The sequence below is a fragment of the Burkholderia sp. BCC0044 genome (assembly GCF_902832955.1).
Lineage (GTDB): Bacteria > Pseudomonadota > Gammaproteobacteria > Burkholderiales > Burkholderiaceae > Burkholderia.
The window spans coordinates 1,267,779-1,290,191 of sequence record NZ_CADFDO010000001.1 but is presented as its reverse complement, the minus strand read 5'-3'; the positions used below and the strand labels follow the sequence as shown (position 1 = coordinate 1,290,191).

Genomic DNA, 22,413 nt, shown 5'->3' with positions numbered 1-22,413 from the left:
TCGAGATCGAGCAAGCGGAGCGTTACGAGGGCGACGTGTACGAAGACAAGATCGCCAAGGCCCTGGAATTCGTGTCGTGCACGACGATGGAAGAGATTAAGGTTGTTTCGACAACCATACTTCCAGCTGTCCGGCTTTTGCACCTGGCACTTTGCTTCTTATCGGTTCGATGTTTCTAAACCTTGAACTGAGTTGAGACGCAACTTGCTCTGCTGCGCCACGGTCGGCATCGCGGAAGTATCTGACCTGCGATGTACTTGGCGTATTTTCGAGTGACTCGACATCACTGGCCACGCGAATACCTCGTGCGCCAAGCAGTGATTGTGCAGTGCTACCGACACTCTTCGGGTCAGCCGAGTTTTGTTGAATGTAAACGATGCTCGGCAAGTCAACGCTATGCGCGGTATCCGCGACGGGCAAAGCGGAATCTACGACCGCAGGAGCAGGGGGATAGGCCACGGGGACGGGTGCCGCATACTTCTCAAGTTCGAGAATTTGCAAGAACGCGGACGGCTCGGAATCTGCGATTTCGAGCAACGTCTTTCCTCCGCCGGCATTTATGTCGAAGCTAGCAACCTTCTTTATGCCGGCTTCGACGAGACGGGTTGCATCGACGGACGTCCGAAACGTACGCTTTCCCGAGATGTATCCGCGGACGATGTAGAGGTCACCGTTTGCAGCCTGCAGAGTGGATTTGCAAGTCGATTTTTCGAGGCCGTCTGTAAGAGCAGTATCGGAGACAACTTGCATCATCGGCTTTTCGACGGAAAAAGAAAAGGAAGACGCATCCGAGAGTTTGATGTCGAACTTCGACAGAGCTTGAATCAGCTCATTGTCGAGACCCATGCTCAACGCCAAGGTCTTGCTGATTTGATACGAGGGGAAGGCGCTCGGTAAAGCGGTTCTCTGTGGGTCGGGGAACGTACAGGACGAATCGTTGTATGGTATCCAACGCCCGCCCGTCCGATAGACTGCGCCAATAGCCGCCCCGCCGTTGGTCACCAACACCTGTGTCGTTGAATTAGCGGCGGCAACACCGAGCTGTTCTCGAGCGCGTTTTGCCAAGATGCTATTCAGAACGTCATAGTTCGCGACAGCAATTACCTCGGCTTGATTATTTGCGGTTGATACAACGTCTTGCCTCTTACAACCGACAAGGCCGATAGCCGTTAAACAAGCGAAACCAAGCAAGTACACAGTCTTGCGGCCCATAAGTCCCCCGTGGTGTGATGTTTATTACTGAGATTGATAGCCAATGATCTGCTGTTTTTCAAGTTCCGAACTGCATTCTCGTCGCATTGGCGTTACGTCTGATAAATAGCGTGCATCACGCGCGGGCCTCTGGGTGCGGGAACCCACCGAGGGTGCCAACACGCGGGGGCTCGCACCCGTGTTTTTCTCTACTGGCGAGTTCCCATAGGGAGGGCATATTCATGCCGACTCAGCAGATCGCTGACCATCTCGACCTTGATCAGTCGGCCGTTTCGCGGTTCGTCGACAAGGTCCGGCTCGATTACCGCGCGGCGTCGATCGACGAGATCCGTATCGCCTAACCACGCCTGCAGGCGAAGCATTGGCTCGGGCATGGTCAGGAACGGGCACCGTTCCTCAACGCATCGGGTTTCAGCGTTACTGGAAGGACGTAGCGACGCCAGTCGTCGCGTTACCGGAGCCGACGTCGTGGACGACCGCGATGCGTCTTGAAGGTGACGGCGCTCCAGTCGCCGCGCAACTCGTCCCATGCCGAGCGTTGGCGGAACTCGGCCAACCTGTTTGGAAGGTCTTTCGATGGCATGATCCGACCGTGCGACCGTAATCTCGGAAGACACTAAAAAACCCCTGCCACAACGAGGGAAGTGGCAGGGGGCTGCGAACGCACCGTTTAGCACGAGATAAAGGTGCGCCACAAATATAAAAGCAGTCGCCGGGATGCTAAATAATTACGCCATTCTTCCTGCTATTGCGTCGTCCGGGCAGGCAGTCTGATCTTGAGGGGCGATTGATCATCGACCTCGTCGCGATGGATCGCTGCGTGTCAATCGACGTAGGCGGTATCGACAGAAAATCTCCGGAAAACCACGGCGATTCACAGGAAGATTCCCCTGCCGACCGGTTCAGTCCGGAAAAATGCCGGCATCGTCGAAGTTCGTGCGATCACGTCTGAAGCCGCCCCTCGATACCGCGGCCCGTCAATCGTTCACGTTCTCACAGCTCTTCGGGCCTTCGCCCCAGCTCTTGCCTCCACCGTTCGTGCACTGGCGCTTGGTATATTGCTCGGGCAACTGACCTTTCGGCAGCTTTCCGTCGGCAGGGCAATTGTGATGGTAATAGCAAAAGGATTTTTCGGCGGCGCCGGCTTCTCCGTTGAACACAAGGCAGGCCATCAAGGTCGGAAAGAGAATCTTGGCAATGGTTCGCATATCAATTGTCCGGATCGGAAATTTTGAGTAGCAAGGCAGACGCCGTAACGGCGCCTGTCTCTCGCATGACAAGGGCGCGTAGCCGTTTAGTTGCCGTATTCGAGCAAAATCCCGGATCGCGTCGGTTGCGCAGCAATGATTCTGTCCGCCACACTATTTTCGACAGCCACTTGCTGGCCATATTTGTGTTTGCCATGCTCGGGTCATGGATGGCTTGATTTTTTACATAAACGCCTCCGCAATCTGAGATTGACGGTCCGATACTGGTTGGCAGGCAAAATGCACGGCATCCTAGATTCGGGCTGTATGCTTTTAGCGAGTGTCCGGCGTTCGTGCGCGGAAAATGTTTTTCGTCAGCAATAGGTCTTTCCACCCCTGTTTGCGGCCGCCTGGGGTTCTGGTGAAATTTCTCGATAATTTTTTAAAAATGGTGACGTAATGATTTTCATGTGGCAGGCAATAATCAGACTGTGCCTCCCCGTCAGATCATATTAGGAAACTTCCTTGAACAAGGTATGGCAAACTCTCTATCGTTTACCCCTAGTCACCAATTTTCTGACTTTTATGCCCAATTAAATTAAACGTTTCTCTCTTTGAAATAGAGGATATTTTTGTCAGCATTGAGGGTTGTAGTTTCGGCTTCGAATCCGGGCGCCGGTCACGATATCTGCATCAGCGTGTTTGCGCGGCCGGCGCCCGTTGCGCATTTAAAGATGGTTACTGCAGTAAATGCCGACCGTCGCATCTTGCGTCGGTTATATTTCCACGCAAAATAAGGCGGCAACCCGGGGTACCCAAATAACTGATGTGCCGACCGGGGAGAGCAATCACCCATCCACCGGCTGCACCGGCGTCTCGAGCTTCAATTGATAGAACGCCGCATCGAGCCAGCGGCCGAACTTGAATCCCGCCTCCGCGATCGTGCCCGAGTGCTCGAATCCCAGTTTCGTATGCAGTGCGATGCTGCCGGCGTTGGTCGCGTCGATGCAGCCGACCAGCACGTGCACCTGCGCGTCGCGCGCACGCCGCACCACTTCGCGCAGCAGCAGCTCGCCGAGCCCGCGCCCGCGCTGATCGTTGCGGACGTAGACGCTGTGCTCGACCGTGTACTTGAACGCCGGGAACGCGCGGAACGTGCCCCAGCTCGCGAAGCCGAGCAGCGTGCCCGTTGCGTCGACCGCGCCGAAGACCGGAAAGCCGCCCGCGCGCTTCGTCGCGAACCACGCGACCATCGCTTCCGGCGGGCGCGGCCGGTAGTCGTACAGCGCGGTCGAATTCACGATCGCGTCGTTCAGGATCTCGAGGATGGCCGCTGCATGCTCGGCCTCGCTGCAATCGATCAGGCGCACGTCGTCGCGCTGGGTCGGGGAATTCATAGGGGTTCTTTCCTGTTGGTTCTAAACCGGTTGCGCACGCGACGCGTGCATCACGCGCTGCGCACGCCAGCGGCGGATGCATCGCAGATCGCGACGACATAGCGGGCGGCATGCGACGACGGATTGCTGAAGATCAGCGGCTGGTCGAGCCGCATCGCCAGGCAGTCGCCTTCGCGAAGTTCGTGAAGCGTATCGCCGAACGTGACGTCGACGCGGCCGCTGATGATCCACACCTGCTGATGCAGCGCGCTTTCACGCCCGCCGCTGTCGTAGGCGACGCGCGCGCCGGGCGGGAAATCGACCTCGACGAGCTGGATCGGCGACGGCCAGCCGGCCGGCGACAGATTGCGTCGCACATAGCCGGACGCCGGATCGCGCCATTCGGCCTGCTGCGCGCGCCGCACGAGCGGCTGGGCGGGCGCGTCGTCCCGGTCGGCGCCGAACAGCCCGGCCAGCGACACGCCGAGGCCGGCCGCGAGCTTGTCGAGGACGACGGCTGTCGGGCTGGCCGACGCGCGTTCGATGAGCGAGATCATCGAGCGGCTGACGCCGGAACGCGCGGCCAGTGCGTCGAGCGTGTAGCCTCGGACGGTGCGCAGGTCGCGCACGCGGCGGGCAATGCGCTCGTTGATGCCGGTGTCGTCGGCCGCGGGAATCGCTGATTCTTTCATGATGGATTTATTTTCCAGCAAACTGGAATTCGATGTCAACGGCATTTCCGGCCGCAACGGCGACGAGGGGGTGGGTGCGAACGGCTTGCCCGGTCGCCATGCGCGGCGTAATATACGAAACAGCTACGTTTCGTTTAATTGGGGATATATGGGTATCATCAAGATTTCCGAGCACATGCATGAGCGGCTGCGCTCGACGAGCACGGCGCTGAGCCGTTCGATCAACGCGCAGGCCGAACACTGGCTGCGCGTCGGGATGCTGGCGGAACTCAATCCGGCGCTGTCCTACGGCGACATCTGCAAGATGTTGATCGAGGCCGAGGCGCGGGGCGGCGACGTGGGGCCGGCCGAGACGGTCGCGCAAAGCATCGAGCAGGTGGCGTAATGGCGAAACGCGAAATCCCGATCCGCGGTGCCGCGGAAATCGCCAAGTCGCGCGAAGCCGCGAAGCTTGCGTCGCAGGTGCTGACGATGATCACCGAGCACGTGAAGCCGGGCGTCACCACCGACGAGCTGGACGCGCGCTGCCGCGAATACATCGTCGACGAGTTGGGCGCGATTCCCGCGAACATCGGCTACCACGGCTATCCGAAGACGCTGTGCACGTCGGTCAACCACGTGGTCTGTCACGGCATTCCGACGTCGCGGCCGATGCGCGACGGCGACATCGTGAACCTCGACATCGCGGTGATCAAGGACGGCTGGTTCGGCGACACGAGCCGCATGTATTTCGTCGGCGAACCGAACGAGCTCGCGCGGCGGCTCGTCGCCGCGACCTATGAGGCGATGCACGCCGGGATCCGCGCGGTGCGCCCCGGCGCGACGCTCGGCGACGTCGGCTATGCGATCCAGCAGGTCGCCCATCGCGAAGGGTTCAGCGTGGTGCGCGAGTATTGCGGGCACGGCATCGGCGACGTCTATCACGACGAGCCGCAGGTGCTGCATTACGGTCGGCCGGGCACCGGCCTGCCGCTGCGGCCGGGGATGATCTTCACGATCGAGCCGATGCTGAACGCGGGCAAGCGCGATACGCGCGTGCTGGCCGACGGCTGGACGGTCGTCACGGCGGACCATTCGCTGTCCGCGCAATGGGAGCACATGGTCGTGGTGACGGAAACGGGCTTCGAGGTGCTGACCGAGGACGCGAAGCCGCAGGCGTTCGCGGCGCTTTCGGGCACGCACGCGGTCTGACGCCGGCCGTGCGCCGCAGACGGCGGCGCGGCGTTGCAATGAAACGGGCCCCTTCGCGGGGCCCGTGTCGTTCGCGGCGGCCGGCGCAGCGACGCAGCGGCGCTTAAGCGCGCGCCTTCTGCCACGCGTGTTCGACGAACACGCGGCACAGCGCTTCCATCCCTTTGCGGTCTTCGTCGTCGAAGCGCGCGGCGACCGGGCTGTCGACGTCCCACACGCCGATCAGCGTGCCGTCGCCGGCCACCAGCGGCACGACGATTTCCGATTCGGACGCCGCATCGCACGCGATATGGCCGGGGAAGTCGTGCACGTCGCGCACGACCTGCGTCTCGCGCGTCTGCGCGGCCGTGCCGCACACGCCCTTGCCGAGCGCGATCCGCACGCACGCGGGCTTGCCCTGGAACGGCCCGACCACGAGCTCGGTGCCGTCGAAGAAGTAGAAGCCCGCCCAGTTCAGGCGATCGAGCGAGTGATAGACGAGCGCGGAGAAATTCGCGGCGTTCGCGGTCAGGTCGCGTTCGGATTCGACGAGCGCGCGTGCCTGCTCGACGAGCGTCGCGTATTGATCGGCCTTGGAGGCGGTGGGGTCGTTGGACAGCGTGAACATGGCGGGAAAGCGATAGGGGTTGTCAAAAGGCGCACTGCGCGTACCGCAGTCTACGGCACGCGCGCGCGGTCTGCAGCGCAGGGTGGTGCGTGATGCGGCGCGTTCAGTCGGGTTCGAGTTCGGCGAACCGCTCGGCCAGAAAGTCGAGCAGCGCCCGCACCGCGGGCAGCAGCCCGCGGCGCGACGCGAACACCGCGTGCACGATTTCGCGTCGGGGCGCCCAGTCGGGCAGCACCGTGACCAGTTCACCGCGCGACACCTCGTCGCGCACCATCATCGTCGGCAACTGCACGACGCCGACGCCCGCGACGGCCGCCGCACGCAGCGCGAGCATGCCGCCCGTCACGTAGCGAGGCTGGTGATGGATTTCAGCATGCGCGCCGTCGGGCCCGCGCAGCCGCCACACGTGCGTGGATTGCGGCACGCCGTGATCGAGGCTCGGCAGGCGTGTCAGATCGGCTGGAACGGCCGGTACGCCTTGCTCGCGCAGCAGCGCGGGGCTCGCGACGAGGCACTGGCCGCGCTCGGCGAGCACGCGCAGCGCGAGATCGCTGTCCTCGAGCGGCGGCGGACGCACGCGGATCGCGACGTCGATCCCTTCGCCGACCACGTCGACGCGCCGGTTCGTCGCTTCCAGGTGGATCTCGACGCGCGGGCACGCGGCCATGAACGCGGCGATCATCGTGCCGACCAGCGAATCGAGCAGCACGATCGGGCAACTGACGCGCACGATGCCGCGCGGCTCCTCGTGCAGCAGCGCGATCGCCTCGTCGGCGGCGTCGGCCTCGACGAGCATCGCGCGGCAATGCGCGTAATAGGTCTGGCCGACGTCGGTGACCGTGAAGCGGCGCGTCGAACGCTGGATCAGCCGCATCCCGAGCCGCGCCTCGAGCAGCGCGATGCGGCGGCTCAGCTTCGATTTCGGCATGTTCAGCGCGCGTCCGGCGGGCGCGAAGCCGCCGTGTTCGACGACCTGCACGAAGTAATAGAGATCGTTCAGATCCCGGTCGTTATCGTTCATCAAATAGAACGCTGAGTGCGATTTCGGCAGTCTACCGGATCGATCGTTCCGCCTCTATATTCCTACTCAGGATGCGAAACAGGTGTTTCGCCGCAATTCGGAGAAGGCAAATGAAGAAGATCCAGGGTGTGTACAGTGCGCCGCGCGGCCATTGGGTCGGCGACGGTTTCCCGGTGCGTTCGATGTTCAGCTACCAGTCTCATGGCACGCACCTGAGCCCGTTCCTGTTGCTCGATTACGCCGGCCCGGCGACGTTCGAACCGACGAGCGCGCCGCGCGGTGTCGGCCAGCACCCGCACCGCGGGTTCGAAACGGTGACGATCGTCTACGACGGCGAAGTCGCGCACCGCGACTCGACCGGCGCGGGCGGCACGATCGGCCCGGGCGACGTGCAGTGGATGACGGCCGCGAGCGGGATCCTGCACGAGGAATTCCACTCGGAGGCGTTCACGAAGCAGGGCGGCGCGCTCGAGATGGTGCAGCTGTGGGTGAACCTGCCCGCCGCGGACAAGATGGGCGCGCCCGGCTACCAGACGCTGCTGAACGCCGATATCCCGGTGGTCGAGCTGCCGGACGGCGCGGGGCGGGCACGGATCATCGCCGGTGAGCTCGACGGGCGGCGCGGCCCGGCCCGCACGCACACGCCGATCGACGTGTGGGACGTGCGGCTCGTGGCAGGCGGCCATGCGCGGTTCCCGGTCGCCGAAGGGCGGACGCTCGCGGTGGTCGTGCTGAGCGGCACCGTGCTGGTGAACGGCGAGACGGTGGCCCGCGAAGCGCAGTTCGTGCAACTCGGCCGCGATGGCAGCGACGTCGAGATCGAAGCGAACGGCGACGCGAAGCTGCTGATCCTGAGTGGCGAGCCGATCGACGAGCCGGTCGTCGGTTACGGCCCGTTCGTGATGAACTCGCAAGCGGAAATCCGTACCGCGATCGAGGACTTCAACGGCGGCCGCTTCGGCCAGATGCCGGCATGACGGCATGATGAGCAGGCCCCGCGCGATGCGGGGCCTTTTTTTCGCGCGCGGGCAGGCGGTCGCGCGCGATGTGCGCTTCGAGGCATAATCGACGGTTGCCGCGCGCCGGCCGGCGCGCCCGAATCAGGACCGCACATGAACGCCTCCGCACCCGCCGCATCCCCGAGCACCGCCGATCTCGACTGGCGCTGGAAATCCTTTGACGCGCTGACGGCGCGCGAAATCTATTCGATCCTCGAAGCGCGCAGCGCCGTATTCGTCGTCGAGCAGAACTGCGTGTATCGCGACATCGACGATGCGGACCAGGCCGCGTGGCACCTGGCGGCCTTCGATCCGGCCGGCCGCCTGGCCGGCTATCTGCGCGTGCTGCTGCCCGACGCGCAGCACACCGACGTGCGCATCGGCCGCGTGCTGACGACCGCCGCGTTTCGCGGCGCGGGCCTCGGCAACGGGCTGCTGTCGCGCGCGCTCGAGCATATCCGCGCGCAATGGCCGGATACGCCGGTGAGCCTGCATGCGCAGGCTCACTTGCAGCGTTTCTACGGGGCATTCGGCTTTACGCCGAGTTCGGACGTGCACGACGAGGACGGCATCCCGCACGTGTGGATGAGCAGCGCGCGCGCGTGACGCGCGCCGCGCCGCGCGGCGGTCAGTGCGCGGCGCGTGCGACCGGCGGTTTGTCCGCGCGCTGCGCGACCCGTTCGCCGATCAGGCGCCCGCGTGCCGACAGCCGCAGCCAGTGCCGCAGCGCGATCAGCGCGCCGATCACGCTCATCATCGAGCCGGGAATCCACAGCAGCAGGCCGCCGATCTGCTGGTCGCGCAGCGGGCTCAGCCACGTGAACGCGCGGCCGCAGATCGAGTAGATCGGATACAGCTCGTGCGGCGTGAAGAAGATCAGCGCGCCGAGCGCGATCTGCGGCGGGATCGCCGCGACGACGATCAGGATCCGGCGGCCCGGCGACAGCCGCGCGGGCGGCGCGGGACGCGGATCGACGACGAGCCACCAGAACAGCAGCCCGTCGATCACCATGCTCCAGTTCATCACGCGATACAGACGCCAGTCGAGCATCGCGATGAAGTGGATCGGCGACAGCAGCCAGAAGTAGATCAGCCCGACGAACAGCACGACCGCGACGACCGGATGGAACACCACGTCGAGCGTCGCGCGCACCGGCGCCCACGCGAGCGCGGGGCGCACGACGCGCTGCCGCCAGCCGAACGGAATGCCCGCGCGGATCGCCGCGCCCGGATAGGACAGCGCGATGAAGAACGGCCCGAGATGGTGCAGCACGAGGTGCTGCGCGCGGTGCAGGAAGAATTCGTGCTCGAAGAAGTAGTCGAGCCGCGTGTGCAGCGCGATGTAGAGCGCCGTCAGCCCGAACCAGAACGAGAACTGCCGCAGCGGCGACACCTTCGCCTTCTTCACGCCGCGCGCGAACAGCACGGCGGCCGTCAGCACCGCGATGACCACGGTCGGCGACGGTTCCCACGGATCGAGCCAGTACAGGACGTTCATCGCGCGCGCATCACTTCGTCTTGGCCGGCGATTTCACGGCGAACGGCGCATCGACCGTTTCGCCGTCGGAGAACTTCAGGCGCAGGTGCACGGTGTCGCCCGGCTTGATCGCGTGCTTCGGCTCCTCGAGCATGAAGTGATAGCCGCCCGGCGCGATGTCGACCTTGCCGCGCGCGGGGATCGTCAGCTTGTCGACCATTTCCATCTTCTGCGTCGAGCCGTTGGAGACCGTCTGGTGCAGCATCGCCATCCCGTAGTCGGGGCTGTCGACGTCGACGAGGTCGATCGGCTTGTCGCCGGTGTTCACGAGCGTCACGTAGCCGCCTGCGGGCAGCTTGTTCGGCAGCCAGCGCACCCACGCGTTCTGCACGCTGATCGCGCCGGCGGCATACGCGTGGGCGCCGGCGCACAGCGCGGCGACGAGGGCGAACGTCTTGAGGGTCGTTTTCTTGTTCATGGCGGAATTCAGGTCGTGGAGGCAGTGTCGATGATCCGGCGCACATCGGCGGCGATGGCGTCGGGCGAATCGTGATCGGTCGCGAGCAGCCGCGCGCGGCCGGTCGCGTCGAAGATGTAGACGGCCGAGCTGTGCGTCACTTCGTAGCCGCCGGACGGATCGCGTTTTTCCATCTGGTACGCGACGCGATAGCGCTTCGCGAGCGACTCGATCTGGCCGTCGGTGCCGGTCAGGCCGCGCGCATGCGCGGCGTCGAATGCGGCGACGTAGGACTGCATCGCCTGCGGCGTATCGCGCGCCGGGTCGACCGAGACGAACAGGATGCGCACGTCGTCCGCCCGCGGGCCGAGCTTCGCGAGCACTTCCATCAGCCGCGCCAGCGTTTCGGGGCAGACGTCGGGGCAGTGCGTGTAGCCGAAGTAGACGAGCGCGACGCGGCCGCGGAACGCATCGGCGTCGACAGGATGGCCATCGCCGCCCGTCAGCTTGAACGACAGGTCGGGCAGGTGGCCGGTGACGTTGGTCAGGTTCCAGCGCGGCTCGTCGCGCGTGCACGCGGCGAGCGCCACGGCGGCGGCGAGGGCCGCGGCCGTGCGGATGAGGCGGGAGGGGCGAGACGGCATCTTAGGGACTGTTTCCATATGGAACGCGCATGCGTTGCCACGAGAACGGCCGCTCGCGAGGCGCGTGACGCTGCGAATACTGGCGTATTCGCAAGGAGCGCAACGCGGCGAGCGGCCGTTCTCGTGGCAACCCCAAATTAAAAAACATTCTACGGGAATGTCCGAAATTGCCCGTATGGCGGCGTCGCGCGTCGCTTGTTTGGCTCGGCCAAACGGCGCTCCTTACTCCTTGCCCTACGAGCAATTTCGGACATTCGCATGCGCGTTCCATATGGAAACAGTCCCTAAGCTCGATCGGACTATATGGATAGCCGGCCGGCGCGATGCCATGCGTCGCGCGGCAGGCGGTTGCGACTGTAGCGCAATTCGCGCACCTGCGTCCTTTTGAAACCGGTACGCGGCGGGCGAGCGGGGCAATATGTCGCAGTTGACGCGGCGGCCGGCGCGCTGTCCGCGCTGCCCCGGTTTCGCCCATCTGGGCGCGCAGGCGCGGTAAGATGCGCACAACTCCATTCGCGCAGTGGCGGCCTGCGTTTGCCGGCCGGCCCTCAGACTATCGAATCGATGCAATCCGTTCCGGCTTCCCTGTCCCTGACCGATACAGCGTTCTTCTTCGACTTCGACGGCACGCTCGTCGAACTGGCGCCGACCCCAGACGCCATTCACGTTCCGCCGTCGCTGCTGACGCTGCTCGACGAATTGTCGCGCCGCTCGCACGGCGCGGTCGCGATCGTGTCCGGGCGCGGGATCGACAACCTCGACACGTTCCTGAAGATGCCCGGCCTGCCGATCGCCGGCCTGCACGGCGCGGAGCGCCGCGACGCGAACGGCGACACGCAGCGCATCGGCTTCAACGACGCACGCCTGCTGCGCATCGAGCGCGAGCTCGCGGACGTGGTCGATCGCCATCCCGGCATGCTGCTCGAAATCAAGGGCGCGGCCGTCGCGCTGCACTTTCGCAATGCGCCCGAGCGCGAGGCGGTGGCGCGCGAAGCGGCCGAGCGCCTCGTCGCCGACTATGCGGATGCGTACGTGCTGCAACCCGGCAAGATGGTGTTCGAGATCAAGCCGAAGGGCGTCGACAAGGGCCGCGCGTTGGCCGCGTTCCTCGACGAGCCGCCGTTTGCGGGCCGCGTGCCGCTGTTCGCGGGCGACGACCTGACCGACGAGAAGGGCTTCGCGGTGGTCAACGCGCGCGGGGGCCTGTCGATCAAGGTCGGCGCGGGCGAGACGTCCGCGCGCATGCGGCTCGATTCGGTCGACGCACTGCATGAGCAGATCGCATGCTGGCTCGGCGCGGGGCAGCCTCACGCATGAGCCGGCTCATCATCGTTTCAAACCGCGTCGCGCCGATTTCGGAAGGCGAACCGGCGGCGGGCGGCCTCGCGATCGGCGTCTACGACGCACTGAAGGAAACCGGCGGCATGTGGTTCGGCTGGAGCGGCGAGGTGGTCGCGTCCGGCGCGCCGCAGCCGCAGATCCGCATCGAGGAGCGCGGGCCCGTGACGTTCGCGACCGTCGGGCTGTCGCGCCGCGATTACGACCAGTATTACCGCGGGTTCTCGAACGCGACGCTATGGCCCGCGTTCCATTACCGCGCGGACCTGATCCAGTACGACCGCCACGAATTCGACGGCTATCGCCGCGTCAACGTCTGGCTCGCGCAGCAGCTCGTGCCGCTGCTGCAGGACGACGACGTGATCTGGGTGCACGACTATCACCTGATTCCGTTCGCGCGCGCACTGCGCGACGCGGGCGTGAAGAACCGCATCGGCTTCTTCCTGCACATTCCGTTTCCGGCCGCGCAGGTGCTCGTCAACGTGCCGCCGCACCGCGAACTCGTCGAGTCGCTGTGCGCGTTCGATCTGCTCGGCTTCCAGACCGAGCCCGATCTGCGCGCGTTCTGCGACTACGTCGCGTTCGAGGCGGACGGCGAGGTCGAGCACGACGGGCACACGGCGCGCGTACGGGCGTTCGGCCAGACGCTGCGCGCGGCCGCCTATCCGATCGGCGTGTATCCGGACGAGATCGCGTCGCTCGCGCAGGCCGGCGAGCACGGCAAGGCGGTGCGTACGCTCGCGACGTCGCTGCGCGGGCGGCAACTGATCATGAGCGTCGACCGGCTCGATTATTCGAAGGGGCTCGTCGAGCGCTTCCGGGCGTTCGAGAAGCTGCTCGAACATCAGGCGTCGATCCGCAACCGCGTGTCGTTCCTGCAGATCGCGCCGTCGACGCGCGCGGACCTGCGCGCATACCAGGACATCCGCCTGCAGCTCGAAGCGGAGTCGGGGCGCATCAACGGGCGCTACGCGGAGCTCGACTGGGCGCCGATCCTCTACATTCACCGCCAGTACGACCGTCAGGTGCTGGCCGCGCTGTACCGGCTCGCGCGCGTGGGCTTCGTCACGCCGCTGCGCGACGGGATGAACCTCGTCGCGAAGGAGTACGTGTCCGCGCAGAACCCGGACGATCCGGGCGTGCTCGTGCTGTCGCGCTTCGCGGGCGCCGCGCGTGAGCTGACGGGCGCGCTGATCGTCAATCCGATCGACATCGACGGGATGGCCGATGCGCTGTCGCAGGCGCTGACGATGCCGCTCGCCGAACGGCGCGCGCGCTACGCGGACATGATCGCGCAACTGCGCGAGAACAACGTGTCGGTGTGGCGGGACAATTTCCTGCGCGATCTGCAGCAGGTCTGATCCGATCCATTGCTGCCGCTGCAATTGAAAAAGCCGCCGTGCTCAGCGCACGGCGGCTTTTTTGTCGGCGCGACGCGGGCGCGTCAGGCCACGCGTTCGCCGGTCGGCGTGTTGCCGTCGGGGGCCGCATGATGGCGGCCGTGCTGCTTCGCGAGCAGGTCGCGATACAGGCCGGGGCGGTTGCGCAGCACCTCGGGCGAGCCGTCGTCGATCACCTTGCCGTTGCTCATCACGATGATGCGGTCGAAGTTGCGCAGCGTCGACAGGCGGTGCGCGATCGCGATCACCGTGCGGCCGACCATCAGGCGGTCGAGCGCGCTCTGGATCGCTTCCTCGGATGCGCTGTCGAGCGCCGACGTCGCTTCGTCGAGCAGCAGGATCGGCGCATTCTTCAGGATCGCGCGCGCGATCGCGATGCGCTGGCGCTGGCCGCCCGACAGCTTGACGCCGCGGTCGCCGACGATCGTGTCATAGCCTTCCGGCATCGCCTCGATGAATTCCGCGCAGCGCGCGTCGCGCGCGGCGGCGAGCACTTCGTCGCGGGTCGCGTCGGGGCGGCCGTAGGCGATGTTGTCGTAGATCGTCCGATGCAGCAGCGAGATGTCCTGCGGCACCAGCGCGATCGCGTGGCGCAGGCTGTCCTGCGTGATGCCCTTCACGTCCTGGCCGTCGACCTTCACGACGCCGTCCTGCGTATCGTAGAAGCGCTGCAGCAGCGCGAGCACGGTCGACTTGCCGGCGCCCGACTTGCCGATCAGGCCGACGCGCTGGCCCGGCTCGATATGCAGGTCGAAGTGGTCGAGGATCGCGCGGCGGTGCGGGTACGCGAACGTCACGCGCTCGAAGTCGACGCGCCCGCCCTTGGCCGACAGCGGCTGCGCGTCCGAGCGGTCCGGCATGCCGTGCGGTTCGAGCAGCGTCTTCACCGCTTCGGACAGGCGCGCGACGTGCTGCGTGACGTCGACGAGCGCGACCGCGAGATCGCGCGTGCCGTGCAGGATCGTGAAGCCGAGCGAGCTGACGAGCACGATGTCGCCCGACGTCGCGCGACCCTGATCCCACAGCCACAGCGCCCAGCCGAGCAGGCCGGCGGACAGCATCGCGGTGATCACCGCATGCAGCAGGCGCAGCTTTTCGAGATAGAGCAGGCTCTGCTGGCGCGCATCCATCTCGGCCTTGACCGTCGCGCTGAAGCGCTTCTGTTCGCGCAGCGTCATCCCGAACGCGCGCACGAGGCCCATGTTGCCGATCACGTCGACGAGCTCGCCGTCGACCGCCGCGGCCTTCGCCGCGAACGCGTGGTGACGCGCGGAGCCGCGGCCGGCGAGCTTGAACAGGATGACGGACAGCACGGCCGAACAGCCGAGCAGGCCGGCCGCCATCAGCGGGTTGACGACGATGATCATCAGGATCGCGCCCATCACCGCGATGCACGGCGGCAGCACGTTCCACGCCATCGTGTTCTCCGACGTGTAGACCGCATTCGACGTGGCCGTGATGCGGCTGGCGAGCGTGCCCGGCTGCTTCTCCGAGTAATACGTCGGCGAATGGCCGATCAGGTACTGGAACAGGTCGCGCCGCAGGTCGCCGGTGACCGCCACGAACGTGTGCGCGGCGACCCAGCCGCCGACGCGCCACAGCAGGTTGTCGGCCGCGATCAGCCCGACGAGCAGCGCGAACGCGCTCCACAGCGGGCCCGGGTGATGGCGTCCGGTCGCCAGCACGTCGATCAGGTGCTTGATCGCATATTGCGAGCCGAGCGCGCAGCCGACGGCGGCCAGCACGCTGCAGAGCACGATCAGGTGCGCGACGGGGTGGAGGCGGATGTAGCGGAACAGGAACGCGATCGGCCGATGCGCGTAGCTCGACAGCTTCGCGTTGTGGGCGTTGCGCTGGGCGGGGGTGAGAGATTCCAAAATATGGGTGCGGTGATTCGGTGATTGAGCGTGGCGGCTGGGTCGCAGGCCGGCGTTCGCCCGGACTGAATAATCCGGCATTGTAAACAACGCCGCGCGTCGCGCTGCGCGAATCTTGCCTTGGCCAGGGGGCTCGCGCTCGATTTTGAGATAAAATCCGGCATCCCGTCCTGCCTCGTGTGCCGGAATCACGCTGCCGGCAGCTGCGGGTTAACAAGGATCGCCAAAACGGCCTTCCACTCTAGAACGGACGCCCGAGTCCGCGGGTTGCAAAGTGTTGCGCCTTTGTAACAAAGTAAAGTGTTTGAAATGTCGTGCGCCGTATCAGGATTAACCCTAGATAATCGGCTCCGGGTTCGATTCCAGGTTTTTTTACGAACCCCTGTCAACGGGTCTTCGTTTCAAACGTTCTATGCCTGTCGCGTCGCCGACGCTCCTTGAGCAGCGCGGGTTCGACGCCCCCGGCAGGCTGATTCGTCCGATGTCCGGACGACCTGTATCCAGCCCGGACCACCGGCAGGTTGCCGACCCATACCTGGTTTTTTGCCGATTTTTTAGGAGTTACGCATGCGAATCGCCCAAATCGCTCCGTTGCATGAAGCGGTACCCCCGAAACTGTACGGCGGTACCGAGCGAGTGGTGTCCTACCTCACCGAAGCACTCGTCGAGATGGGGCATGACGTCACGCTCTTCGCGAGCGGCGATTCGCAGACCTCCGCGAAGCTCGAAGCGTGCTGGCCGCAGGCGCTGCGCCTCGACCCGACGATCCGCGACGTGATGGCCCCGCACATGCTGCTCCTCGAGCAGGTGCGCCGCCGCGCGGAAGAGTTCGATGTCCTGCACTGCCACATCGACTACTACCCGTTCTCGCTGTTCTCGCGCCAGCCGGTCCCGCATCTGACGACGATGCACGGCCGTCTCGACCTGCCGGAACTGCAGCCGATCTTCAATGCATTCAGCGACGTGCCGGTCGTGTCGATCTCCGACAACCAGCGCATCCCGCTACCGCAGGCGAACTGGCTGTCGACCGTCTACCACGGCCTGCCGGAAAACCTGCTGACGCCGATCCCGAACGTGAAGCCGAGCTACCTCGCGTTCCTCGGCCGCATCTCGCCGGAGAAGCGCGTCGACACCGCGATCCGCATCGCCGAGCAGGCCGGCCTGCCGATCAAGATCGCCGCGAAGCTCGACAAGGCCGACCGCGCGTACTACGAAGAGAAGATCAAGCCGCTGTTCGCGCTGCCGCACGTCGAGTACATCGGCGAAATCAGCGAGTCGGAGAAGACCGAATTCCTCGGCAACGCGCACGCGCTGCTGTTCCCGATCGACTGGCCGGAGCCGTTCGGCCTGGTGATGATCGAGGCGATGGCCTGCGGCACGCCGGTGATCGCGTTCAAGCGCGGCTCGGTGCCGGAAGTGATCGACAACGGCGTGTCGGGCTTCGTCGTCGAAGACGAACTGTCGGCCGTCGCCGCGCTCAAGCGCCTCGATACGCTGCCGCGCGAGAAGGTCCGCGCTGCGTTCGAGGCCCGGTTCTCGTCGAAGGTGATGGCGCAGAACTACGTGAAGGGCTACGAGGAACTGCTGCGCCAGAAGCGCCGCACGGTGCTCCGCGAAGTCAACGCAAGCTGATTGCGGGCCGCTGCCGCATAGCGGCGCGCGGCCGTCACGACGCCCCGTCCGGGTCTTCCGGCGGGGCGTTGTCACATCCGCGGCGCGGATGTGTTGTATTCTCGCCGCGCCCGGCGCTGCGAACGGCCTTCGAAGCGGCCCGCACGCCATCCGGCCGTCTGTCCAGACGGTAATGTCCCTATAATGGCCGTGCCGTGAAATCCGGCCCGGCATGAATATCCAGAGGAGAGCAGTCTTGGCGAGAACGAAAACCACGCGCGCAGCGCCGGCCCCCGGCGCCGGTGTGATCTTCGCGTTGCGCGCGATCGGTCTCGTGCTGCTCGCGCGCTGGCTGTTCTCGATGTCCCAGATGGGCTATCGCTCGTCGCTGTCGGCGATGGTGTCGTCGCCGTGGGCCTTTCTCTACCTGATCCTGATCTTCCTGTTGCTCGCGCTGCCGGGCGCTGCCGCCCGGGCCGAGCGGCCGTTCCATCCGCTGCCGCAGTGGCTGCGTCAGGCGCTGCGCGCGTTCGCGCTGATCGGTTTCCTGTTCGCCGTGTGGTCGATCGGCGCGTTCACGTGGGCGGCCGGCTGGCGCCGCGCGCTGCACGCGGTGACGGCGACCAACGGCTGGCTCGTCGCCGCGCCGACGCTGTACGCGGCGATCGTCTGGATCTGCCGGCCGCGGCCGCTGTGGCGGACCAACGTGGCCGCGCGCCGCTTCGCGGTCGGCCGGTATGCGATCTCGCTCGACGTGCTGACGCGCACCGGGATCGTCTGGATGGAAAGCCGCAAGGTCGGCCAGTACGACGCGCGCGAACTGTCGGTGCGCTGGCCCGGCCGGGTCGCACCCGCCGCGCCCGCCGCGGGCGAGCAGGGCGCGCAGCCGGGGGGCGTGCCGCCGCGGCGCGGCAGCCTGTTCAATCGGCCGAAGGTGGAGCTGCTGTGGGATTCGCCGGCGGCGGTCGGCCACAACCGGCAGATCGTGATGCGTGCGCCGCTCGCGACCGAAGGCGACCGCGTCGCGGTGCTCGCGCTCGACGCGGCGCTCAAGCAGATCGTCTGACGAGGCTCGCGCACGGGGCGCGGGCGACCGGCCAGCCGCGCGCTCGCGAATCCCGCTTTTGCTGCGCCGGTCTTTCCCGGCAGGCGATCGCCGAGACACGGGCGAACCGCATCATTCCCTTCCGGCCGGGCGGACCCGCCGCCCGGTTCGTCCCGACCTCAGCGCACGAGGCACGGGCGCTTGTTGTTGAACGTCCAGCCCGGAATCAGATACTGCATCGCCGCCGCGTCGTCGCGCGCGCCGAGGCCGTGCTGCTTGTACAACTCGTGCGCGAGCGCGACCGCATCCATGTCGATGTCGATACCGAGCCCCGGCCGCTTCGGCACTTCCACCAGCCCGTTCTCGATCTTCAGCGGCTCGCGCGTCAGCCGTTCGCCGTCCTGCCAGATCCAGTGCGTGTCGATCGCGGTGACCTGACCGGGCGCCGCGGCCGCGACGTGCGTGAACATCGCGAGCGACACGTCGAAGTGGTTGTTCGAATGCGAACCCCACGTGAGGCCCCAGTCGCGGCACATCTGCGCGACCCGCACCGATCCCTGCATCGTCCAGAAGTGCGGATCGGCGAGCGGGATGTCGACGGCGTGCAACTGCACGGCGTGGCCCATCTGCCGCCAGTCGGTCGCGATCATGTTGGTCGCCGTCGGCAGCCCCGTCGCGCGGCGGAATTCGGCCATCACCTCGCGGCCCGAATAACCGTTCTCCGCGCCGCACGGATCTTCCGCATACGCGAGCACGTGATGCTGATCGCGGCACAGCCGCACGGCTTCGTCGAGCGACCATGCGCCGTTCGGATCGAGCGTCACGCGCGCGTCGGGGAAGCGCTCGGCGAGCGCCGTCACGGCTTCGATCTCGCTGGCCCCGTCGAACACGCCGCCCTTCAGCTTGAAGTCGTTGAAGCCGTAGCGCGCATGCGCGGCTTCGGCGAGCCGCACGACGGCTTCGGGCGTCAGCGCGGCTTCGTCGCGCACGCGGGTCCAGTCGTCGGTCGCGCCGCGGCCGTCGCGATAGGGGAGCGCGGTCTTCGTGCGATCGCCGACGTAGAACAGGTAGCCGAGCATCTCGACGCGCTCGCGCTGCTGGCCTTCGCCGAGCAGCGCGGCGACCGGCACGCCGAGGTGCTGGCCGAGCAGGTCGAGCAGCGCGGCTTCGAGCGCGGTGACCGCGTGGATCGTCGTGCGCAGGTCGAAGGTCTGCAGCCCGCGGCCGCTCGCGTCGCGGTCGGCGAAGGTGCGCCGCACGTCGTTGAGCACCGCATGATAGTTGCCGACCGGCTGGCCGACGACGAGCGCGCGCGCGTCGTCGAGCGTGCGGCGGATGCTTTCGCCGCCGGGCACTTCGCCGACGCCCGTGCGGCCCGCGCTGTCCTTCAGGATCACGAGGTTGCGGGTGAAGAACGGGCCGTGCGCGCCGCTCAGGTTGAGCAGCATGCTGTCGTGGCCGGCGACCGGAATCGCTTGCAGGTCGACGATGCGCGGCGTGTCGTGGGAGGGCGAGGCAGTGACGGCGTTCATGGGCGGCGATGGCGAAAGAGTGGGCGATGCCGTGCGGCAAAAGCTTTGCCGCGCGCGGCGGGAGGTGCGATCATTCGACAACCGACGTGCGCGGCGCGCAAGCCCCGCATGTCGACGCAACCCGAATGGGGTGAAAGCGACAACCGGGCCGGCGGAGCGCAGAACGCGAACGCGGGTCGATCGTCACGCACGGGACCGGGCGGTGCTGAACAGCCGACTGAGTCACAGGAGATCCGTGCGCCGATCATCAGTCGTCGGATGACTTGTGACGCAGTATAATGAATCGTCGGCTTTCGCTCAAACCCCGCGTAAACCCTCGGCTCACATTACGATCATTCAAAAAGGAACCGGCCACATGTCCGTGCCTACGCTTCCCGCAGCGCCGCGCCGTCGCGCACGCAGCCTCGCACAAGATGTCGTCGACGCGCTGACCGCGCAGATCGAAAACGGCACGCTGCGTCCCGGCGACAAGCTGCCGACCGAAACCGAAGTCATGGCGGCGCAGGGCGTGAGCCGCACGGTCGTGCGCGAGGCGATCTCGCGGATGCAGGCGAGCGGCCTCGTCGAGACGCGCCATGGCATCGGCAGCTTCGTGCTGGAGCCGTCGCGCCGTCAGACGCTCGGCATCGATCCCGCGACGATCACGACGCTGCGCGACGTGCTCGCGGTGCTGGAGCTGCGCATCAGCCTCGAAAGCGAGTGCGCGAGCCTGGCCGCGCAGCGCGCGAACGACACCGACCTCGCCGCGCTGCGGCGCGCGCTCGACGCGATCGCGACGGGCGCGGGCGGCGGCCGCGACACCGCGCAGCTCGACTTCCAGTTCCACCTGCAGATCGCGCAATCCACCGGCAACCGCTATTTCGTCGACATCATGACGCAGCTCGGCACGTCGATCATCCCGCGCACGCGCGTGAATTCGGCGCGCTTTGCCGGCGACGACCTCGAGCGCTACGTCGGCCGGCTGAATCACGAGCACGAGGACATCTACGAGGCGATCGCGCGCCACGACCCGGAAGCGGCCCGCGCCGCGATGCGCACGCACCTCACGAACAGCCGCGAACGGCTGCGCCGCGCGCACGAGGCGGCCGAGGCCGAGGCCAGCTGACCGCCGCGTCGCGGCGCCCGCGCGGCGGCGGGCCCCCTCGAATCGCTTCAACATCAGTCGTCATACGAGATCGACGTAAGCGCGTCGATTTCCGCGGCCAGGCGGCGTTCCCGCCGCTGGCCGTCTGCACCGCCGATCAGCCTCCCTTCGTCACGATCGTCTTCCACGCGCCGTTCTTCACCTGGTACAGCGTCGACATCCCGCTCTTCAGCGAGCCGTCGTTCGCGAACGAGATGCGGCCGGTCACGCCCTGGAAGTCGATTTTCTTGAGCGCCGGGCGATAGGCCTTCGGGTCGGTCGAACCGGCCGCCTGCATCGCCTTGATCGCCGCCCACGCCGCGTCATAGCCGAACTGCGCATACGACAGCACGTCGACGCCGAAGCGCTTCTTGAAGCGCGCCTCGAAATCCTTCCCCTGCGGCAACTCGTCGAGCGGCTGGCCGTATTCCCACGCCATCGCGCCTTCGGCGGCCGGGCCCGCGATCTTGATGAACTCGTTGTCCTTCACGCCGCCGCCGCCGACGAACTGCGCATTCAGCCCGAGCTGACGCATCTGCTTGATGAAGTTCGCGGCGAGCGAATCGAGGCCGCCGAAGAAGATCAGGTCCGGGTTCTTGCCCTTCAGGCTCGTGATCTGCGCGCGGAAGTCGACCGCCTGGTTGTTGGTGAACTCGCGCCCGATGATCGTGCCGCCCGCGGCCTTCACGGCCTTCTCGAATTCGTCGGCCTCGCCCTGGCCGAACGCGGTGCGGTCGTCGATGATCGCGATGCGCTTCGCCTTCGTCACGTCGACCGCGTACTTGCCCGCGTTGCCGGCGTTCTGGCCGTCGGTCGCGATCACCATGAACATGTTCGCGAGCCCGCGCGACGTGAGCGTCGAGTTGGTCGCGGCCGGGTCGATCACCGGAATGCCGGCCTTGTCGTAGACCACCGACGCCGGGATCGTCGTCCCCGAGTTGAAGTGGCCGACCACGACCGACACGTTCTGGTCGACCAGCGCCTGCGCGGCCTGCACGCCGATGCGCGGGTCGGCCTGGTCGTCCTGCACGACGAGATTGAAGTGGGCGGGCTTGCCGGCGATCTGCACCTTCTGCGCGGCCGCGTCGTCGAGCGCGAGCTGGACGCCGTTTTGCAGATCCTTGCCGTAGCCGGCGTTCACGCCCGTGAGCGGCGCGGCGAAGCCGACCTTCACGTCGGTTGCGTCGGCGGCCTGGGCGGCCTGTTGCGAGAGGAGGGCAAGCGCGGATGCAATGGACACCGACAGCAGGGAATGACGGAATTTCATGTTGTTCCTCTTGTTCGACACCGGCGAGTGGGTAGCGCGCGCGCCTGGGCGGGCCGGGCGCGTGCGACGGGCGGGCGGTTCGACCGCTTCTCGGAATCGGGCGGGGAGGTCGGCATCGTGATCCTCGGAAACATCTCCCGTCAGGCTCCGCGAAGAGCCCCGATTGCTTCGATATATAGGTCGCCGATATGCGCGGGTCTTGGAAATTTGTCGCGCATTCGATGCGGATTTGCGCATAGCTTCCGCGCGAGCGCGGGCGGCCGGTATCGGGAGTTTCCCGTCGCGAACGGAACGGGCGCAGAGAAAGGGGAGCGGTGCGGGCAAAAACGCGGCGCGGCCCGCCGGGGCCGCGCCGCGC

21 protein-coding genes and 1 pseudogene are annotated in these 22,413 nt (G+C 66.1%); 10 read left to right on the top strand and 12 right to left on the bottom strand.

Annotated features, from left to right (window positions below):
• Nucleotides 1-96: 96 nt before the first annotated feature.
• A complete protein-coding gene (locus HWX14_RS05665; protein WP_175881893.1) occupies nt 97-1,212 on the bottom strand; it encodes a hypothetical protein in 1,116 nt (371 codons plus the stop codon).
• Nucleotides 1,213-1,433: 221 nt separating this feature from the next.
• Here HWX14_RS05665 and HWX14_RS05660 point away from each other — a divergent pair.
• Nucleotides 1,434-1,550 (top strand): annotated as a pseudogene (locus tag HWX14_RS05660) (MarR family transcriptional regulator); the annotation flags it as partial.
• Between the two features lie 639 nt (nt 1,551-2,189).
• Here the strand turns inward: HWX14_RS05660 and HWX14_RS05655 are convergent.
• From HWX14_RS05655 to HWX14_RS05645, 3 genes are all read right to left on the bottom strand, one after another.
• Nucleotides 2,190-2,420, bottom strand: a complete 231-nt coding sequence (locus HWX14_RS05655) for a hypothetical protein (protein ID WP_175881892.1) — start codon at nt 2,418-2,420, stop codon at nt 2,190-2,192.
• Nucleotides 2,421-3,247: 827 nt separating this feature from the next.
• Nucleotides 3,248-3,796 (bottom strand): GNAT family N-acetyltransferase, encoded by a 549-nt coding sequence (locus HWX14_RS05650; protein ID WP_175881891.1) that lies wholly within the window; start codon nt 3,794-3,796, stop codon nt 3,248-3,250.
• Between the two features lie 50 nt (nt 3,797-3,846).
• Nucleotides 3,847-4,467: a helix-turn-helix domain-containing protein gene (locus tag HWX14_RS05645; protein WP_175881890.1), complete on the bottom strand. Its 621-nt coding sequence runs from the start codon at nt 4,465-4,467 to the stop codon at nt 3,847-3,849.
• 148 nt (nt 4,468-4,615) lie between these two features.
• On the opposite strand from HWX14_RS05645, the gene HWX14_RS05640 reads away from it, so the two are divergent.
• Nucleotides 4,616-4,852 (top strand): ParD-like family protein, encoded by a 237-nt coding sequence (locus HWX14_RS05640; RefSeq protein WP_050011449.1) that lies wholly within the window; start codon nt 4,616-4,618, stop codon nt 4,850-4,852.
• Nucleotides 4,852-5,658 carry a type I methionyl aminopeptidase gene (gene map, locus HWX14_RS05635; RefSeq protein ID WP_175881889.1) on the top strand — a complete coding sequence of 269 codons (807 nt, stop codon included), beginning with the start codon at nt 4,852-4,854 and terminating at the stop codon, nt 5,656-5,658. The genes HWX14_RS05640 and map overlap by 1 nt, the downstream gene beginning before the upstream one ends.
• A 103-nt stretch (nt 5,659-5,761) precedes the next feature.
• Here map and HWX14_RS05630 read toward each other — a convergent pair whose 3' ends face one another.
• Both HWX14_RS05630 and HWX14_RS05625 read right to left on the bottom strand, forming a co-directional pair.
• Entirely contained in the window at nt 5,762-6,265 is a 504-nt protein-coding gene (locus HWX14_RS05630) for a GAF domain-containing protein (protein WP_175881888.1), read from the bottom strand.
• 103 nt (nt 6,266-6,368) lie between these two features.
• Nucleotides 6,369-7,286, bottom strand: coding sequence for a LysR family transcriptional regulator (locus HWX14_RS05625; RefSeq protein WP_175881887.1), 918 nt, complete (start codon nt 7,284-7,286; stop codon nt 6,369-6,371).
• Between the two features lie 110 nt (nt 7,287-7,396).
• Here HWX14_RS05625 and HWX14_RS05620 point away from each other — a divergent pair, with 110 nt between their 5' ends.
• Together HWX14_RS05620 and HWX14_RS05615 are read left to right on the top strand one after the other, a co-directional pair.
• Complete coding sequence (locus tag HWX14_RS05620; RefSeq protein WP_175881886.1) at nt 7,397-8,263, top strand: pirin family protein; 867 nt, start codon at nt 7,397-7,399, stop codon at nt 8,261-8,263.
• 135 nt (nt 8,264-8,398) lie between these two features.
• Nucleotides 8,399-8,890, top strand: a complete 492-nt coding sequence (locus tag HWX14_RS05615; protein ID WP_034206801.1) for a GNAT family N-acetyltransferase — start codon at nt 8,399-8,401, stop codon at nt 8,888-8,890.
• Nucleotides 8,891-8,912: 22 nt separating this feature from the next.
• On the opposite strand, the gene HWX14_RS05610 is transcribed toward HWX14_RS05615, so the two are convergent.
• The 3 genes from HWX14_RS05610 to HWX14_RS05600 are packed head-to-tail and all read right to left on the bottom strand — an operon-like array spanning nt 8,913 to nt 10,880.
• Complete coding sequence (locus HWX14_RS05610) at nt 8,913-9,782, bottom strand: cytochrome c oxidase assembly protein (protein WP_175881885.1); 870 nt, start codon at nt 9,780-9,782, stop codon at nt 8,913-8,915.
• Nucleotides 9,783-9,792: 10 nt separating this feature from the next.
• Nucleotides 9,793-10,239: a copper chaperone PCu(A)C gene (locus HWX14_RS05605; RefSeq protein ID WP_175881884.1), complete on the bottom strand. Its 447-nt coding sequence runs from the start codon at nt 10,237-10,239 to the stop codon at nt 9,793-9,795.
• An 8-nt stretch (nt 10,240-10,247) separates the two neighbouring features.
• Nucleotides 10,248-10,880: an SCO family protein gene (locus tag HWX14_RS05600; RefSeq protein ID WP_175881883.1), complete on the bottom strand. Its 633-nt coding sequence runs from the start codon at nt 10,878-10,880 to the stop codon at nt 10,248-10,250.
• 546 nt (nt 10,881-11,426) lie between these two features.
• Here HWX14_RS05600 and otsB point away from each other — a divergent pair.
• Together otsB and otsA are read left to right on the top strand one after the other, a co-directional pair.
• On the top strand, nt 11,427-12,179 hold the full coding sequence (otsB, locus tag HWX14_RS05595) for a trehalose-phosphatase (RefSeq protein WP_175881882.1): 753 nt from the start codon (nt 11,427-11,429) through the stop codon (nt 12,177-12,179).
• The gene (otsA, locus tag HWX14_RS05590) at nt 12,176-13,561 is read left to right on the top strand and encodes an alpha,alpha-trehalose-phosphate synthase (UDP-forming) (RefSeq protein WP_175881881.1); all 1,386 of its coding nucleotides are present in this window, start codon (nt 12,176-12,178) and stop codon (nt 13,559-13,561) included. Before otsB ends, otsA begins: the two co-directional genes overlap by 4 nt.
• Nucleotides 13,562-13,644: 83 nt before the next feature.
• On the opposite strand, the gene HWX14_RS05585 is transcribed toward otsA, so the two are convergent.
• On the bottom strand, nt 13,645-15,477 hold the full coding sequence (locus HWX14_RS05585; RefSeq protein ID WP_175881880.1) for an ABC transporter ATP-binding protein: 1,833 nt from the start codon (nt 15,475-15,477) through the stop codon (nt 13,645-13,647).
• Nucleotides 15,478-16,044: 567 nt separating this feature from the next.
• Between HWX14_RS05585 and HWX14_RS05580 the strand changes: the two genes are divergently transcribed.
• Nucleotides 16,045-17,109, top strand: a complete 1,065-nt coding sequence (locus tag HWX14_RS05580) for a glycosyltransferase family 4 protein (protein WP_006476459.1) — start codon at nt 16,045-16,047, stop codon at nt 17,107-17,109.
• A gap of 235 nt (nt 17,110-17,344) precedes the next feature.
• On the top strand, nt 17,345-18,154 hold the full coding sequence (locus HWX14_RS05575) for a hypothetical protein (RefSeq protein WP_175881879.1): 810 nt from the start codon (nt 17,345-17,347) through the stop codon (nt 18,152-18,154).
• A 158-nt stretch (nt 18,155-18,312) separates the two neighbouring features.
• Here HWX14_RS05575 and gudD read toward each other — a convergent pair whose 3' ends face one another.
• On the bottom strand, nt 18,313-19,665 hold the full coding sequence (gene gudD / locus HWX14_RS05570; RefSeq protein WP_124629908.1) for a glucarate dehydratase: 1,353 nt from the start codon (nt 19,663-19,665) through the stop codon (nt 18,313-18,315).
• 355 nt (nt 19,666-20,020) lie between these two features.
• Here gudD and HWX14_RS05565 point away from each other — a divergent pair, with 355 nt between their 5' ends.
• Complete coding sequence (locus HWX14_RS05565; RefSeq protein ID WP_126360463.1) at nt 20,021-20,770, top strand: FadR/GntR family transcriptional regulator; 750 nt, start codon at nt 20,021-20,023, stop codon at nt 20,768-20,770.
• Nucleotides 20,771-20,906: 136 nt separating this feature from the next.
• Here HWX14_RS05565 and HWX14_RS05560 read toward each other — a convergent pair whose 3' ends face one another.
• Nucleotides 20,907-22,055 (bottom strand): branched-chain amino acid ABC transporter substrate-binding protein, encoded by a 1,149-nt coding sequence (locus HWX14_RS05560; protein WP_175881878.1) that lies wholly within the window; start codon nt 22,053-22,055, stop codon nt 20,907-20,909.
• Nucleotides 22,056-22,413: the final 358 nt, after the last annotated feature.